Annotated in this window: 13 protein-coding genes; 11 read left to right on the forward strand and 2 right to left on the reverse strand. The window is 68.7% G+C overall.

Going from position 1 to position 14788, the window contains the following annotated elements; translation table 11 throughout:
- The coding region (locus C5E07_RS03855) for an NAD(P)-binding domain-containing protein (RefSeq protein ID WP_258063771.1) at nt 1-204 on the reverse strand (204 nt) is incomplete at its 3' end.
- Between the two features lie 212 nt (nt 205-416).
- Between C5E07_RS03855 and C5E07_RS03860 the strand changes: the two genes are divergently transcribed.
- The 6 genes from C5E07_RS03860 (at nt 417) to C5E07_RS03885 (ending at nt 7657) form a co-directional block, all read left to right on the forward strand.
- A complete protein-coding gene (locus tag C5E07_RS03860) occupies nt 417-1250 on the forward strand; it encodes a hypothetical protein (protein WP_104241660.1) in 834 nt (277 codons plus the stop codon).
- Between the two features lie 178 nt (nt 1251-1428).
- The gene (locus C5E07_RS03865; RefSeq protein ID WP_104298518.1) at nt 1429-2028 is read left to right on the forward strand and encodes a 50S ribosomal protein L25/general stress protein Ctc; all 600 of its coding nucleotides are present in this window, start codon (nt 1429-1431) and stop codon (nt 2026-2028) included.
- 96 nt (nt 2029-2124) lie between these two features.
- Nucleotides 2125-2718: an aminoacyl-tRNA hydrolase gene (gene pth / locus C5E07_RS03870; protein ID WP_104241658.1), complete on the forward strand. Its 594-nt coding sequence runs from the start codon at nt 2125-2127 to the stop codon at nt 2716-2718.
- Nucleotides 2715-3152: a D-aminoacyl-tRNA deacylase gene (gene dtd / locus C5E07_RS03875; RefSeq protein ID WP_104298519.1), complete on the forward strand. Its 438-nt coding sequence runs from the start codon at nt 2715-2717 to the stop codon at nt 3150-3152. Before pth ends, dtd begins: the two co-directional genes overlap by 4 nt.
- A gap of 72 nt (nt 3153-3224) precedes the next feature.
- A complete protein-coding gene (gene mfd / locus C5E07_RS03880) occupies nt 3225-6839 on the forward strand; it encodes a transcription-repair coupling factor (protein ID WP_374953185.1) in 3615 nt (1204 codons plus the stop codon).
- Nucleotides 6840-6841: 2 nt separating this feature from the next.
- Nucleotides 6842-7657, forward strand: coding sequence for a MazG nucleotide pyrophosphohydrolase domain-containing protein (locus tag C5E07_RS03885; protein WP_219820060.1), 816 nt, complete (start codon nt 6842-6844; stop codon nt 7655-7657).
- Between the two features lie 157 nt (nt 7658-7814).
- On the opposite strand, the gene C5E07_RS03890 is transcribed toward C5E07_RS03885, so the two are convergent.
- Entirely contained in the window at nt 7815-9065 is a 1251-nt protein-coding gene (locus C5E07_RS03890; protein WP_104298520.1) for a winged helix-turn-helix domain-containing protein, read from the reverse strand.
- Between the two features lie 25 nt (nt 9066-9090).
- On the opposite strand from C5E07_RS03890, the gene hisS reads away from it, so the two are divergent.
- The 5 genes from hisS (at nt 9091) to C5E07_RS03915 (ending at nt 14786) form a co-directional block, all read left to right on the forward strand.
- Complete coding sequence (hisS, locus tag C5E07_RS03895) at nt 9091-10401, forward strand: histidine--tRNA ligase (protein ID WP_104298521.1); 1311 nt, start codon at nt 9091-9093, stop codon at nt 10399-10401.
- Nucleotides 10402-10511: 110 nt separating this feature from the next.
- Nucleotides 10512-11792: a phosphopyruvate hydratase gene (gene eno / locus C5E07_RS03900; protein WP_104241653.1), complete on the forward strand. Its 1281-nt coding sequence runs from the start codon at nt 10512-10514 to the stop codon at nt 11790-11792.
- 119 nt (nt 11793-11911) lie between these two features.
- Entirely contained in the window at nt 11912-12607 is a 696-nt protein-coding gene (locus C5E07_RS03905; RefSeq protein WP_146080499.1) for a septum formation initiator family protein, read from the forward strand.
- 70 nt (nt 12608-12677) lie between these two features.
- Nucleotides 12678-13208: a DUF501 domain-containing protein gene (locus tag C5E07_RS03910; RefSeq protein WP_258063772.1), complete on the forward strand. Its 531-nt coding sequence runs from the start codon at nt 12678-12680 to the stop codon at nt 13206-13208.
- A gap of 51 nt (nt 13209-13259) precedes the next feature.
- Entirely contained in the window at nt 13260-14786 is a 1527-nt protein-coding gene (locus tag C5E07_RS03915; RefSeq protein ID WP_104298523.1) for an FAD-dependent oxidoreductase, read from the forward strand.
- The last annotated feature ends 2 nt before the right edge of the window (nt 14787-14788 follow it).

Consider the following 14788-nt stretch of genomic DNA (forward strand, 5'->3'; position numbering starts at 1 on the left):
CACGAACCCGGCCTCGGGGTGCTCCGCGACGAGCGTGCGGGTGCGCTCGGGCGAGCGGTTGTACACGGCGACGGTGTTGCCCTCGCGGCTCGCGAGGTTGCGTGCGAGGTTGGAGCCCATGACGGCCATGCCGACGACGCCGATGTTCGCGCTTGGGGACGAGCCGGTTTCCGAGGAGATCGAGGGGGCAGCGTCAGTGGTCATAGATGCGTCTCTTTCAAAGTGGATGCGAGCTCCCGCCAGGGCGATGCACGGGACACTCCACGGTATTGCACGACGGGCAGTCGTACCCTGACTTGTGGCACGAGCGAGGCAACCATTTCAGAACATGACGAAACGGCGCCGGATTCGGCACACAGCCAGGACGATAGCTGGCTGCATGCGTGACCGCGAGCACCAAGACAGGAGACACTCCAGTGGCTGACCATGACGCCCGCACGAGAGCCTACGATTTCGGGCGCCCAGACGATGACGGCGACGCCATCACCGATGAGCAGCCCACGACGGCGATGCCGCGGACTCGCGCGACGCCGTCCACCTCTCGGGCGTCGTCATCCAGCCTGTACGAGGGAAGCGACGAGTCGACCCGCGTCATCCCGCAGCAGGCGCCGCCGCCGGCTCCCGCGTCCGCGCCCGCGGCACCTGGTCGTCCGGCAGCAGCGGCTCGGTCGCCGCGAGCCGGTCAGCAGTCCGGTCTCGCGGATGCGCGTGGCAGCGAGGCGCGAAGCGGCCGCGCCCGCGAGTCGGCGAGCCCGAACGTGTGGGCGCGCATCGGCTCGGTCTTCCTCGCCGTCCCGCTCTACGTGATCTGCGTGGTCGCGTTCAGCGCCATCCCCGTGCTGATCATCGTCTCGGGCGTCTCGTCATCGGCGGGCAGCTTCCTCGGCGACGGCGTCGGTGTCTCGCCAGTGTGGACGATGCTCGTCACGATGCTCGCGGCCGTCGGCTTCTTCCTCATGGCCCTCACGATGCGCCTGTCCGGCACGGGCTCGGTCGTCTCCGGGGCACTTTCGGTGCTCGCGGGGCTCGGCTGCTTCCTGCTGCACGCGCAGATCACGGCCGCGCTCGTCGCGGCTCCCCTCTGGCAGGAGGAGCTCTCGACGTTCCAGCTGTTCGCGGGTCCGGCATCCGGCATGGCGGTCTCGCTGCTCGCCGCCGAGCTCGTCGTCTTCGGGTTCGCGATGCTGGGCGCAGGAGCTGCTGTCAGCAGCGCCAGGCGCCACGGCTGGCGCAAGGCCGTCGGCTTCTAGCGGCAGCTCGTTCCGGCGGTTTCGAGGAACGGCCCCACGCGGCGCCCGTCATGGCGTAAAGTGGGGGGCTGAACTTCGGCGAGGGGCCGTAAGGCCCGTGATCGACGCGGTGATGTGTCCTTGAATGGGCCTCCACACGCTTCCTCAGTCTGTCGAGAACCACCATCAAGGAGACAACATGGCAGAGACCAACAAGCTCAGTGTCGAACTGCGCGAATCGTTCGGCAAGGGTGCAGCGCGCAAGATCCGTGCTGCCGGCAAGATCCCCGCGGTCCTCTACGGCCACGGCACCGAGCCCCGCCACCTGACCCTCCCGGGTCACGAGACGATGCTGCTCATCCGCAAGGCGAACGCGCTCATCGAGCTCGACATCGAGGGTGACAAGCAGCTCGCGCTCGTCCGCGACGTCCAGCGCGACCCGGTGCGCCAGATCATCGAGCACCTCGACCTCGCGGTCATCCGCAAGGGCGAGCGCGTCGAGGTCGACGTGCCGCTGCACCTCATCGGCGAGCCCTTCCCGGGCACGATCGCCGTCCAGGACGCGACGACGATCCTCGTCGCCGCAGACGCAACGGCTATCCCGAGCTTCATCGAGGTCTCGGTCGAGGGCCTCGAGGATGGCACGCTCATCCACCGCGAAGACCTCAAGCTCCCCGAGGGCACCGTTCTCGTCGACCTCGCTGAGGACGCCGAAGAGGTCGCTCTCGTCTCGATCCAGACGCCTCGTGGCGAGGACGAGGACGAGGACGCCGAGGAAGAAGCAGCCGCGGCCGAGTAGTTCCTCGTCTGGCGTCGTTGACTCGACGTATCGTCGGAAGGCGGGTGGCTTCGGCTGCCCGCCTTTCGCGTCCCATCTCATGAAAGGCTTTGCAGCATGGCAGCAGACACCTGGCTCGTCGTCGGACTCGGCAATCCCGGCGAGAAGTACGCGAAGAACCGTCACAACGTCGGGCAGTTCGTCGTGGATGAGCTCGCGAAGCGCATCGGGGCCAGCTTCTCGCGGCACACCAAGGCGAACGCTCGTGTGGCGGAGGGGCGCACGGCTCCCGGCGGCCCGAAGCTCGTGCTGGCGAAGTCGAACGGCTACATGAACACCTCGGGCGGCCCCGTCTCGCAGCTCGTCGACTACTACGGGGTCGACGTCGACCACGTCGTCGTCGTGCACGACGAGCTCGATCTGCCCTTCGACACGTTGAAGCTCAAGGTCGGCGGCGGCCACGGCGGTCACAACGGCCTGCGCGACATCAGCGCGGCGCTGGGCGATCCCGGGTACCTGCGTGTGCGCGTCGGCATCGGGCGCCCGCCCGGACGTCAGGACGCCGCGGACTTCGTGCTGAAGGACTTCGCGGGCAGCGAGCGGGAAGTGCTCCCCGTCCTCGTCGGCGACGCGGCAGACGCGGTCGAGCTCATCGCGCTCGAGGGCATGCAAGCCGCGCAACTTCGAGTGCACACGGCAGCTGGCGCGTGAAGCTCGTCGTCCAGCGCGTCACCGAGGCGACCGTCACGGTCGGCGATCGCACGGTCGGCCGCATCGACGAGGCCGGGCTCCTCATCCTCGTCGGCGTGACCCACGCGGATACCCCGGCGGATGCAGCCAAGCTCGCCCGCAAGCTGCTCGGGCTGCGCATCCTGAACGACGAGAAGTCCGTCGTCGATACGGGCTCGCCGCTGCTCGTCGTCAGCCAGTTCACGCTGTACGGGGATGCGCGCAAGGGGCGGCGCCCGTCCTGGTCGCTCGCGAGTGGTCGCGAGCATTCCGAGCCGCTGGTCGAGGCCTTCGTCTCGGACCTCCGCGCCGGTGGAGTGCGCGTGGAGACCGGTGAGTTCGGCGCCATGATGAAGGTCGCGAGCGTCAACGACGGACCGTTCACCGTGCTGCTCGAATCGGCAGAACTCGCGTAGCTCGCTCTCAGCGCAGAAGAGAGCCTGGGGACTGTAGGAAGTATCTTCCCCTCGGCGCGTACAATTCCCCGAGTGACTCTGCACGGCTTCGTACGCTCCATCCAGTCCACCCCTTCCTTCGAGCGCGCCATGGGGCGCGCCGGTCGCGACACCGACTTCTCGCTCGTCGATGGGGCAAGGGCCCCGCTCATCGCGAACCTCCTCGCCGCACGCCAGACCGAGCTCGGCGCCGCCCCGATGCTGTTCGTGCTCACCGCGACGAGCCGTGAGACCGAGCAGTTCGGCGCCGACCTGCAGACGTTCGTGCCGGATGCGCACATCGCGGAGTTCCCGGCGTGGGAGACGCTCCCGCATGAGCGGCTGAGCCCCTCCGTCGAGACCACCGGCCGCCGACTTCGTGCCATGCGCGAGCTCACCGACTGGAAGGCGGGGGAGCGCACCGCGCCGTTCGTGCTGCTCGCCTCCGTGCGCGCCGCCCTCCAGCCGCTGCTGCCCGGTCTCGACGCGGCCACGACCATCCGCCTCGAGCGCGGCTCTCGTGGCAACGACCTCTCGAGCCTCGCCCTGCAGCTCGTCGACCTCGCCTACTCGCGGGTCGACATGGTCACGCGACGAGGCGAGTTCGCCGTCCGCGGCGGGATCCTCGACGTGTTCCCACCGGATGCGTCGCACGCCCTCCGCATCGACTTCTTTGGCGACGAGGTCGACGAGATCCGCGTGTTCTCGGTCGCGGATCAGCGCTCGCTCGAGTCCGAGGTCACCGAGGCGCTCATCACCCCGGCGCGCGAGCTGCTGCTCACCGAGAGCGTGCGCCAGCGCGCACGCGAGATGCAGCACGAGTTCCCGAACCTGCAGCAGATGCTCGCGAAGATCGCCGAGGGCATCCCGTCCGAGGGCATGGAATCGCTCGCCCCTGCGCTCGTGAGCGAGCTCGTCCCGATCACGAGCTACCTGCCGGAGGACGCCGCCATGGCGGTGCTCTCACCCGAACGCGTCGCAACGCGCGCCGTGCACCTCTCCGAGACGAACCACGAGTTCCTCGAGGCCGCCTGGAGTGCCGCGACCGCCGGTGCAGATGCCCCCATCGACCTCAGCTCCGGCGACTTCCTCAGCGTCTCCGGCCTCCGCGACGCTCGCGGCGCCCGGCCGTGGTGGTCGCTCTCGCCGTTCCAGTCACTGGAGATCCCGGAGGAGCAGCTCGACGCGAGCGAGATCCTCGCCGTGAAGATCGAGGGCGACGCGGTGCCCAGCTTCGCCGGCAACGCCGACGGCGCGATCGAGCACGTCTCGGCGCTCCTCAAGGAGGGCTGGCGCGTCGTCGTCACGAGCCAGGGGCCCGGCCTCGTGGAGCGTGCCAGCCAGCTGCTCTCCGAGCATGGCGATGCTGCGAGGCTCGTCGACGAGCTGCCCGACGAGCTCGAGACGGGCGTCGCCTACCTCACCCAGTCACCCGTCTCCACGGGCGTCCAGGTGCCAGGCCAGAAGCTCGCGCTCGTCACCGAGACCGACTTCTTCGGACGCGCCGTCGGATACGACTCGCGCCAGCCGAAGAAGCTCGCCAGACGACGCGCCAACTCGGTCGTCGACCCGCTGCAGCTCAAAGCCGGTGACTTCGTCGTGCACGAGACGCACGGCATCGGCAAGTTCATCGAGCTGCGCCAGCGAGAGGTCCAGGCGGGCGGCAGGAACGCCCCCAAGACCGTGCGCGAGTACCTCCTCATCGAGTACGCGCCGTCCAAACGCGGCAAGCCGGGTGACAAGCTGTTCATCCCGACCGAGCAGCTCGACCAGCTCACGAAGTACGTCGGCGGCGAGGCGCCCGCCCTCTCGAAGATGGGCGGCTCCGACTGGTCGGCCGCGAAGGGCAAGGCCCGCAAGGCCGTGCGCGACATCGCCGTGGAGCTCGTGAAGCTCTACAGCACCCGCATGGCCTCGAAGGGGTACGCGTTCGGGCCCGACACGCCCTGGCAGCATGAGCTCGAGGAGGCGTTCCCGTTCGTGGAGACGCCCGACCAGCTGCAGACCGTCGACGAGATCAAGCGCGACATGGAGCGACCCATCCCCATGGACCGCCTCGTCTCGGGCGACGTGGGCTTCGGCAAGACCGAGGTCGCCGTGCGTGCCGCGTTCAAGGCGGTGCAGGACGGCAAGCAGGTCGTCATCCTCGTGCCGACGACGCTGCTCGTCCGCCAGCACCACGAGACCTTCTCGGAGCGGATGGCGGGTTTCCCCGTCACCATCAAGCCCCTCAGCCGGTTCCAGTCGAAGAAGGAGTCGGAGGAGACGATCCGCGGCCTCGCCGACGGCTCCGTCGACATCGTCATCGGAACGCATCGCCTCCTCACCGACACCATCGCGTACAAGGACGTCGGCCTCATCGTCATCGATGAGGAGCAGCGGTTCGGCGTCGAGCACAAGGACGCCCTCAAGAAGCTGAAGGCCAACGTCGACATCCTCGCGATGAGCGCGACGCCCATCCCTCGGACGCTCGAGATGGCGGTGACGGGGATCCGCGAGATGTCGACCCTCGCGACCCCACCAGAAGACCGGCACCCGATCCTCACGTTCGTGGGCGCGAAGTCCGAGCGGCAGGTCGCCGCCGCGATCCGCCGCGAGCTGCTGCGCGAGGGGCAGGTGTTCTACGTGCACAACCGCACCGCATCCATCAACCGGGTGGCGGCGGAGATCGCCGAGTTGGTGCCGGAAGCGCGGGTCGCGGTCGCGCACGGCAAGCTCAGCGAAGCGCGGCTCGAGCAGATCATCGTCGACTTCTGGGAACGCAAGTTCGACGTGCTCGTCTCGACCACCATCGTCGAGACCGGCCTCGACATCGCCAACGCGAACACGCTCATCATCGACGACGCCGAGCGCTACGGGCTCAGCCAGCTGCACCAGCTGCGCGGACGTGTGGGTCGTGGACGCGAGCGCGCCTACGCCTACCTGCTATACGACGGAACGCGCCCGCTCACGGAGACCGCGACCGACCGCCTCGAGACGATCGCGGCCAACAACGAGCTCGGCTCCGGCATGCAGGTGGCCCTCAAGGACCTCGAGATCCGCGGCGCGGGAAACCTGCTCGGCGGCGAGCAGTCCGGCCACATCGCCGGCGTCGGCTTCGATCTGTACCTGCGCATGATCGGCGAGGCCGTCAACACCTTCCGCGGCGAGGTCGCCGAGGGGCAGACGGAGCTGCGGCTCGAGATCCCCGTGGATGCCCGCGTGCCCGAGGACTACGTCGCGAGTGAGCGACTGCGCCTCGAGGCCTACCAGAAGCTGTCGAGTGCCTCCAGCCCCAACGCGAAGCCGGGCCAGATCGGGCTCGTCCTCGAGGAGCTGCAGGACCGCTACGGCGAGCCGCCCATCGAGGTGCAGCGCCTCATCGAGGTCTCGAAGCTGCGCCGCCTCGCCGTCAAGGCTGGCCTCGGCGAGCTCGTCGTGTTCGGCAAGACGCTGCGCATCGGACCCGCCGAGCTGAGCGACTCCAAGCAGATGCGCCTGCGGCGCATGTATCCGGGGTCGAAGATCGTCGATGCCACGAGCTCGCTCGCGATCCCCATCCTCGAGGGTCGCGACGGCAACCCGCCGAGCGACGAGGAGATGCTCATCTGGGTGCGCAGCATCCTCAAGGCCATCTTCGAGGTGGAGGACGAGGTCGTCGAGGTTCCGAGCGACACGGAGGCCAAGTAGCCGTGGGGGACGCGAGCGATCGTCCCGAGCTGCTCCGGCTGCTCAGCGTCGTGGAGGCGTTCCGCGGAGACGCCGGATGCGCCTGGTACGAGGAGCAGACCCACGCAACGCTCGTGAAGTACCTCACGGAGGAGTCCGCGGAGCTCGTCGAGGCGCTCGAGAGCGACGACCCCACCGATATCCGCGAGGAGCTCGGCGACGTGCTCTTCCAGGTGCTCTTCCACTCGGACATCGCCGCCCAGCGGGCGCAGGGCGCCTTCACGCTCGAGGACGTCGCGCGTGAGCAGGCCGACAAGCTCGTGCGCCGGAACCCGCACGTCTTCGGGTCGACGCCCACCCGCGACATCGACGAGATCATCCGCCTCTGGCAGGAGGCCAAGGCCGTCGAGAAGCGCGACCGCACGAGTGTGCTCGACGGCGTGCCCCGAGGGATGTCGGCGCTTGCGCTCGCGCAGAAGCTGCTCGGCAAGGAGCGCCAGCTCGGTGCGGCCGCCGCCTCGCCCAGCGATTCGGGATGGGTTGGGCGCTTCGGGATGGAAAGCAAGCCATCCGGAAGCGTGGAAGCCATCCCGAAACCCGGGGTGGGAGAGGAGGGCGCAGCCACCGGGGACGCGCCTGACGAGGAACTGACGCTGGGGCGGACGCTGCTGGCGCTCGTGCGCGACGCGGATGCACGGGGGCTCGACGCCGAGCGTGCGATGCGGCTCGCCAACCGCGAACTCGAGGCGCGCATCCGCTCGGCCGAAACCGAAACCGAAACCGAAGCCGAAGCCGAAGCCGAAGCCGAAGCTGAAGCGCGAGACCGCTCACCTGCGTGATCGCTGCCCGTTGAATACCCCTCCGGGGCAAGGCTTGGAGGGCGAATCGCAGGGCAGCGTTCGACCAGGCCGGCAGGCCGGCAGGCCGGCAGGCAGGCAGGCAGGCAGGCCGCAGGCAGGCAGGCCGCAGGGCGGGAAGGCCGGCCGCGGCGTTGCGTCAGCTCGTCGACGTGAGCGCGCCGCCCAGGTCGCGGGCGAGATTGCCGCGGTCGGCCACGACGACGTCGTCGAGGTGCTGCCAGGCGGCGGCATCGCGCAGCAGCACGGCGGTGCGTTCGGCGATGTCGGCGGGCGCATCCGCCTCGCTCCATGCCGATTGCACGCGCAGGATGCGCGACTGCCGGTCGTTCTTCAGGTCGACGCGGCCGACCACCGCGTCGCCGAGCAGGATCGGCAGGGAGTAATAGCCGTAGACCCGCTTCTCGGCGGGTGTGTAGATCTCGATGCGGTAGCGGAAGTCGTGCATCCGCTCGGCTCTCGGTCGGAACCAGACGACGGGGTCGAAGGGCGAGAGGAGCGCTGCCGCGTCCATCGCGCGTGGCCGCCTCGCGTCGCGATGCAGCCACGCCGTTCCCGACTGACCGTCCTTGCCCCACTCGGCGACTCGGACGGGCAGGACCTCGCCGGAGTCGGAGAGCTCTTCGAGCGCCGTCTTCGTGAGCGCCATCGGCACGCGGAAGTAGTCGGCCAGGTCGGCCGTGGTGCCGATGCCGTGGGCGGCGGCGGCCATGCCGGTGAGCGCACGGACCGCGTCGCGCGTGCTCACCTCGGCGCCGAGCACCTCGGGCGGCAGCACCTGCTCCGGCAGCGCGTAGCGCCGCTCGAAGCCCTTCCGGGGTGCTGATGCGAGCTCGCCCCAGCGGAAGAGGTGCTCGAGCACGATCTTGACGTCCGACCACTCCCACCAGGAGCCGCGCCGCTTGTTGGCCTCGTGGTCGAACTCGCTGGCGGCGAGCGGGCCTCGCTCGAGGAGTTCGGCACGCAGCCACGCGATCGTCGCGGCGTGGCCCTCGAGGAACTCTGCGTTCTTGCGGCGGTCTCGTTCCTCTTTGTCGCGCATCCGCCACCCGAAGAGCGGCAGTGATGAGACGGGGAGCAGCGCCGCTTCGTGGGCCCAGTATTCCGTGAGGCGCGGTTGGCGACCGGACGCGAGACGGTCGAGTGCTGCCTTGTCGTAGCCGCCCAGTCGAGAGAAGACGGGCATGTAGTGGCTGCGCTCCCACACGTTCACGGAGTCGATCTGCAGCAGGTGGATGCGCGAGAGCAGCGAGCCCAGCTGCCGCGTTCCGGCTTCGGTCGCGGCCTTCCGCCCGCCGAACCCCTGGGCCGCGAGCGCGATGCGTCTGCCCTGAGCCGCACCGATGAGGGGGAGCTGGCCGGTCACGCGGCGCCCCCGAATCCGTCGCATGCGATCATCCTGCGAGAATAGTGCAATGGCTTCTCAGATCACTCCGCCTCGTGGCATGCGCGATTTCCTTCCGGCAGACAAGCGCAGGCGCGAGCGCATCCTCGGGACGATCCGCGAGGTGTACACGAGGCACGGCTTCGATGAGATCGAGACGCCGGTCGTGGAGGACGCCGCGCGACTGCACTCGGGGCTCGGCGGCGATAACGAGAAGCTGTCCTTCGCCGTCATGAAGCGTGCGCTCGACGGCGAGGCCCTTGCTGCTGCCGCCGAGGCCGGAGACCCCCTCGCGCTGAGCGATCTGGGCCTGCGCTTCGACCTGACGGTGCCGCTCGCGCGGTTCGTCGCCACGCACCGCGGAACCCTGCCTGGGGTGTTCCGCAGCCTGCAGATGGCGCCGGTCTGGCGCGCCGAGCGCCCGCAGAAGGGTCGTTACCGGCAGTTCGTGCAGTGCGACATCGACATCATCGGCGAGCCGGGTGCGCTCGCCGAGGTCGAGCTGCTGGTGGCGTCGTCGGCCGCGCTTGTCGAGCTCGGCCTCGACAACTGCACGATCCGCGTCAACGACCGGCGCCTGCTCACCGCTCTGCTCGTGCACTGCGGATTCGCGGAATCCGAGCACGGCGCCGCACTCATCACGATCGACAAGCTCGACAAGATCGGGCCAGAGGGAGTGGCGGCTGAGCTCGCGACGCTCAACGCGACGGCCGCGCTGCAGCTCGCGGCGGCGCTCGCCACGTGGGCGCCCCTGCTGGAGACCGGCATCCGTCTCGATCGCGAGACGGTCCTCACGAGCCTGCCCGGTGCGCTCCGGGAGGACCCGGCCGTCGTCGAGGTCGTCGAGGGCCTGGTCGAGATCGCGGATGCGGCCTTCGCGGCGGGCGCATCCATTCGGCTCGTGTTCGACCCGAGCCTCGTGCGTGGCATGGGCTACTACACGGGCACGATCTTCGAGGCGGCGCACCCGGAGTCGGGATCCTCGGTCGGGGGTGGCGGACGCTACGACGGCATGATCGGCCGTTTCCTCGGTCAGGATGTGCCGGCGTGCGGGTTCTCGATCGGCTTCGAGCGCATCGTCGACCTCGCTTCGTTCCCAGATGAGGGGGATGCGCATGCCGTTGCTCTGCTCTTCGACAAGCGAGCAAGCGTGGCCGACATCGCCCGAGTAAAGGGGCACGTGTTGAGGGGGAACGTCTCCCGGGTGCGAGTCGTGCGCAAGCCGAAGAATCTTCGGGGGACCCTGGAGTCGCTCAAAGAGGCATCGTTCACCGAGTACGCCCATGTGCGCGATGAGCACATCGCGGACCCGAGCACACTCTCGTTCGAGTTCCTGGGCTGAGGTCGGTCTTGAGCTGAAGAGTTCATCCGCCCGTTCCGCCGACCCCGATACACTGACGAAGGACCGCGTCTCTGGCGGTCCGTACGCTACTGATTCGCAAGGAGCATCCTGTGGCCCTTATTGACGTCGTCCACGCCCGCGAGATCCTCGATTCCCGAGGCAACCCAACCGTCGAGGTCGAGGTTCTGCTCGATGACGGATCGACCGGCCGCGCGGCTGTGCCGTCCGGCGCATCCACCGGCGCCTTCGAAGCCTTCGAGCTGCGCGACGGCGACGCCGACCGCTACCTCGGCAAGGGCGTCCAGAAGGCCGTCGAGGCGGTCATCGACGAGATCGACCCCGCCATCGAGTTCTTCGACGCCAGCGACCAGCGTCTTGTCGACGAGGAGCTCAAGGAGCTCGACGGCACCCCCAACAAGAAGCGCCTCGGCGCGAACGCCATCCTCGGCGTGAGCCTCGCAGTCGCGAAGGCAGCAGCCGACTCGGCTGGCCTCCCGCTCTTCCGCTACGTCGGCGGCCCCAACGCTCACGTGCTCCCCGTGCCGATGATGAACATCATCAACGGTGGCGCGCACGCTGACAACGGCATCGACGTGCAGGAGTTCATGATTCTCCCCATCGGTGCAGAGACCTTCAGCGAGGCGCTTCGCTGGGGCACCGAGGTGTACCACCAGCTCAAGAAGACCCTGCACTCCAAGGGCTACGCGACGGGGCTCGGCGACGAGGGCGGCTTCGCTCCCGACCTGCCGAACACGCGTGCGGCACTCGACCTCATCGTCGAGGCCATCGGCGCGACGAAGTACGAGCTCGGCACCGACATCGTGCTCGGCATGGACGTCGCCTCGAGCGAGTTCTTCAAGGACGGCAAGTACCACTTCGAGGGTGCTGAGGTCTCGGCTGAGGAGATGACGTCCTTCTACGAGAAGCTCGTCGCCGACTACCCGATCGTCACGATCGAGGACCCGCTGGACGAGGACGACTGGTCCGGCTACCAGGCCCTCACGGCCGCCATCGGCGCCAAGGTGCAGATCGTCGGCGACGACCTGTTCGTCACCAACCCGGAGCGCCTCCAGCGCGGCATCACGGAGGGCGCAGCGAACTCGCTCCTCGTGAAGGTCAACCAGATCGGCACGCTCACCGAGACGCTCGACGCTGTCTCGCTCGCGCAGCGCGCCGGCTACACGGCGATCCTGTCGCACCGTTCGGGCGAGACCGAGGATGCGACGATCGCGCACCTCGCGGTCGCCACGAACTCCGGCCAGATCAAGACGGGTGCGCCTGCCCGCACCGACCGCGTCGCGAAGTACAACGAGCTCCTCCGCATCGAGGAAGAGCTCGGCGACGCAGCCGTCTACGCAGGCCGCAGCGCCTTCCCCCGCCACAAGGCATAGGGATTCGGGTCGGTCGACGCGGCTCACCGCCGCGCTGATCAGCGCGACACACGAACGGGTCGGGGCAAGTCCCCGGCCCGTTCGGCATGATGGGAAGCCGACACGGGAGGGGGATGCGCATGGCGAAGTCGACGGGAAAGTCGAGCTCGGGCCGGAGCGGGGGAGCCGAGTCGAAGGCCACGCCGCGCGCTCCGTCGAGGCCGAACGCGAACGCGAAGTCGAGCGGGAGCGCCACTCCGAAGGGCGGCACCCCAGCCAAGGCTGCGGCGAAGGGCTCGTCGAAGTCCACCCCGTCGAAGGCCACGCCCTCGAAGGCCTCTCCCTCGAAGTCGAGGTCCCGCTCCAAGCCGTCGTCGTCGCCTCGCGCGCAGTCGTCGAGCGGGCCGTCGAAACAACGGCGTCGTATCCCGACCGTGCGCCCGAACGGCGCGACCGTGCTCGTGGCACTCGTCGTGATCCTCGGCATCGCGGTGCTGGCACCCACCGCGCAGCGCTACATCGCGCAGCGGCAGTACGTCGCGCAGCTGCAGGCCGAGCTGACCGAGACGCAGCAGAGCGTGGATGAGATCGCCACGGAACGCGACAGGTGGAGCGACCCCGCCTACATCCAGTCGCAGGCCCGCGGACGCCTCTTGTTCGTCATGCCCGGCGACACGAGCTACCTCGTGCTCGACCCGCCCGCCACCAACAAGCAGCAGCAGAGCAACATCAGCACCGAGCTCCACGAGACGCAGGCCAGCTGGCTCGACAGCTTCGTCGAGTCGATGGTGACCGCCGGCACCGCGCCGGCACCCGCGCCCATCCCGGGCGACTAGCACCACGAAGCACATCGACCCCCGCGGATCGTCACTCCAGCGCATCCGCCCGCAGAACCGAAAGCGACCAATGCTCGAGTACTCAGTAGCCAGCGAACGCGACCTCGAGGTCATGGGGGAGCAGCTCGGCCGCCCCATGCGGGGTGTCGTCGGGATCGGCGCCCGGTGCGTCTGCGGCAACCCGACGGTCGTCGTCACGCGCCCACGGCTGCCCGACGGCACGCCGTTCCCCACGCTCTACTACCTGTCTCATCCCGCCGCGACCATCGCGATGTCGCAGATCGAGGCGGAGCAGATCATGCCGGAGATGCAGCAGCGATTGAGCGACGACGAGGAGTTCCGTGCCGCCTACCTGGCCGCACACGAGTGCTACCTCGCCGAACGCGAATCGCTCGAGGTCGTCGAGGAGATCGCCGGTGTCACCGCCGGCGGCATGCCCACGCGCGTGAAGTGCCTCCACGCCCTGGCCGCCCATTCGCTGGTCGCGGGGCCGGGAGTGAACCCCGTCGGAGACTGGGCGCTCGAGCTGTCCACCTGGTCTCCGATGCGCTGCGTGTGCGCGAACCCGGGCGATGCACTCGCCCGTGACGCGCAGGAGTAGACTTGACAAGGTTTTCCTCGCCCAACCATCGCATGCAGGGAGTACAAGTACGTGACTAAGATTCTCATCGTTGGCGGAGGCTACGCCGGCTTCTACACGGCGTGGCAGCTCGAGAAGCAGCTGAACCCGGGCGAAGCCCAGGTCACAGTCGTCGATCCGCTGCCGTACATGACGTACCAGCCATTCCTCCCAGAGGTCATCAGCGGCAACATCGAGCCGCGTCACGCAGTCGTCTCGCTGCGTCGCCACCTCAAGCGCTCGCGCGTCATCACGGCTGAGGTCACGAACATCGACCACGCCACGAAGACGGCGACCATCACGCCCCAGATCGGCGAGCCGTACACGGTCAACTACGACATCATCGTGGTCACCGCCGGCGCCGTCTCGCGCACCTTCCCGATCCCCGGCATCGCCGACAACGCCATCGGCGTGAAGACGGTCGAAGAGGCCACGTGGATCCGCGACACGATGATCGACAACTTCAACAAGGCGTCGACCATGGCCCCGGGCCCGGAGCGCACGCGCCTCCTCACATTCGTCGTCGTCGGCGGTGGCTTCGCCGGCATCGAGTCGTTCGCCGAGATGCGCTCGCTCGCGACCGCGCTGCTGGAGGACTACCCGTCGCTGCAGTTCGATGACGTGCACTTCCACCTCATCGAGGCTGCCGGGCGCATCATGCCCGAGGTGTCGGAAGACACCGCACTGTGGGTCATCAAGAACCTCGCAGAGCGCGGCGCGACCGTGCACCTCAACACGCAGGTCACCTCTGCGGTCGACGGCGTCGTCGAGACCTCGGCTGGCGACAAGTTCCCCACCGATGTCATCGTCTGGACCGCCGGTGTCATGGCAGCTCCGATCATCAAGAGCAACAGCGACCTCCCGGTCGACGAGCGCGGACGCCTCCGGGCACGCGCCGACCTCCGTGTCGAGGGCGACAACGGCATCGTCCAGGACGCCTGGGCAGCCGGCGACGTCTCGGCGGTCCCCGACCTCTCCGGTGGTGGAGTCGGCGGCTTCTGCGTGCCGAACGCCCAGCACGCGGTCCGTCAGGGAAAGCTCATGGCCTCCAACCTCGTGGCGACGCTCCGCGGCGGAACGCCGAAGGACTACTACCACGAGAACATGGGCGCGGTTGCCGGTCTCGGCATCGGCGTGGGCGCATTCCAGTCGGGCACCTTCGCCCTGACCGGTGTGCTCGCCTGGCTCGCCCACCGTGGCTACCACGACCTGGCGATCCCGACCGTCGAGCGCAAGATCCGCGTGCTCACCGGCTGGATCAACAACTTCGTGCTCGGCCGCGACTTCGTCTCGCTCAGCGCCCGCGAGACGCCTCGCGCCGGTTTCGAGCGGTTCGCTTCGCGTCCGCGCCCCGCAGCCCCCGAGGCCAAGGCGGATGCACCGAAGAAGCTCCCCGCGTCGAGCGAGCACGGCGGCGACAAGGCTGCCGCCTCGACCGAGAAGCCTGCGGCTGACACCAGCGGCAAGACGGTGACCGAGAAGGTCGCCGCTGAAGCGGGATCGGCTGCTCCGAAGCCCGCCGCGCGTTCGGCCAAGGCGCCTGCTGGCGACAGCAAGTAGCT

The organism is Pseudoclavibacter sp. RFBJ3 (assembly GCF_002931375.1).
Classification (GTDB): Bacteria; Actinomycetota; Actinomycetes; order Actinomycetales; family Microbacteriaceae; genus Pseudoclavibacter.

What these genes read in the sequence shown, in the direction of transcription:
- C5E07_RS03910 (WP_258063772.1), top strand. Translation starts at nt 12,678, where the DNA reads ATGCTCGAGTACTCAGTAGCCAGCGAACGCGACCTCGAGGTCATGGGG.
- C5E07_RS03905 (WP_146080499.1), top strand. Translation starts at nt 11,912, where the DNA reads ATGGCGAAGTCGACGGGAAAGTCGAGCTCGGGCCGGAGCGGGGGAGCC.
- C5E07_RS03890 (WP_104298520.1), bottom strand. Translation starts at nt 9,065, where the DNA reads ATGCGACGGATTCGGGGGCGCCGCGTGACCGGCCAGCTCCCCCTCATC.
- hisS (WP_104298521.1), top strand. Translation starts at nt 9,091, where the DNA reads ATGGCTTCTCAGATCACTCCGCCTCGTGGCATGCGCGATTTCCTTCCG.
- C5E07_RS03865 (WP_104298518.1), top strand. Translation starts at nt 1,429, where the DNA reads ATGGCAGAGACCAACAAGCTCAGTGTCGAACTGCGCGAATCGTTCGGC.
- pth (WP_104241658.1), top strand. Translation starts at nt 2,125, where the DNA reads ATGGCAGCAGACACCTGGCTCGTCGTCGGACTCGGCAATCCCGGCGAG.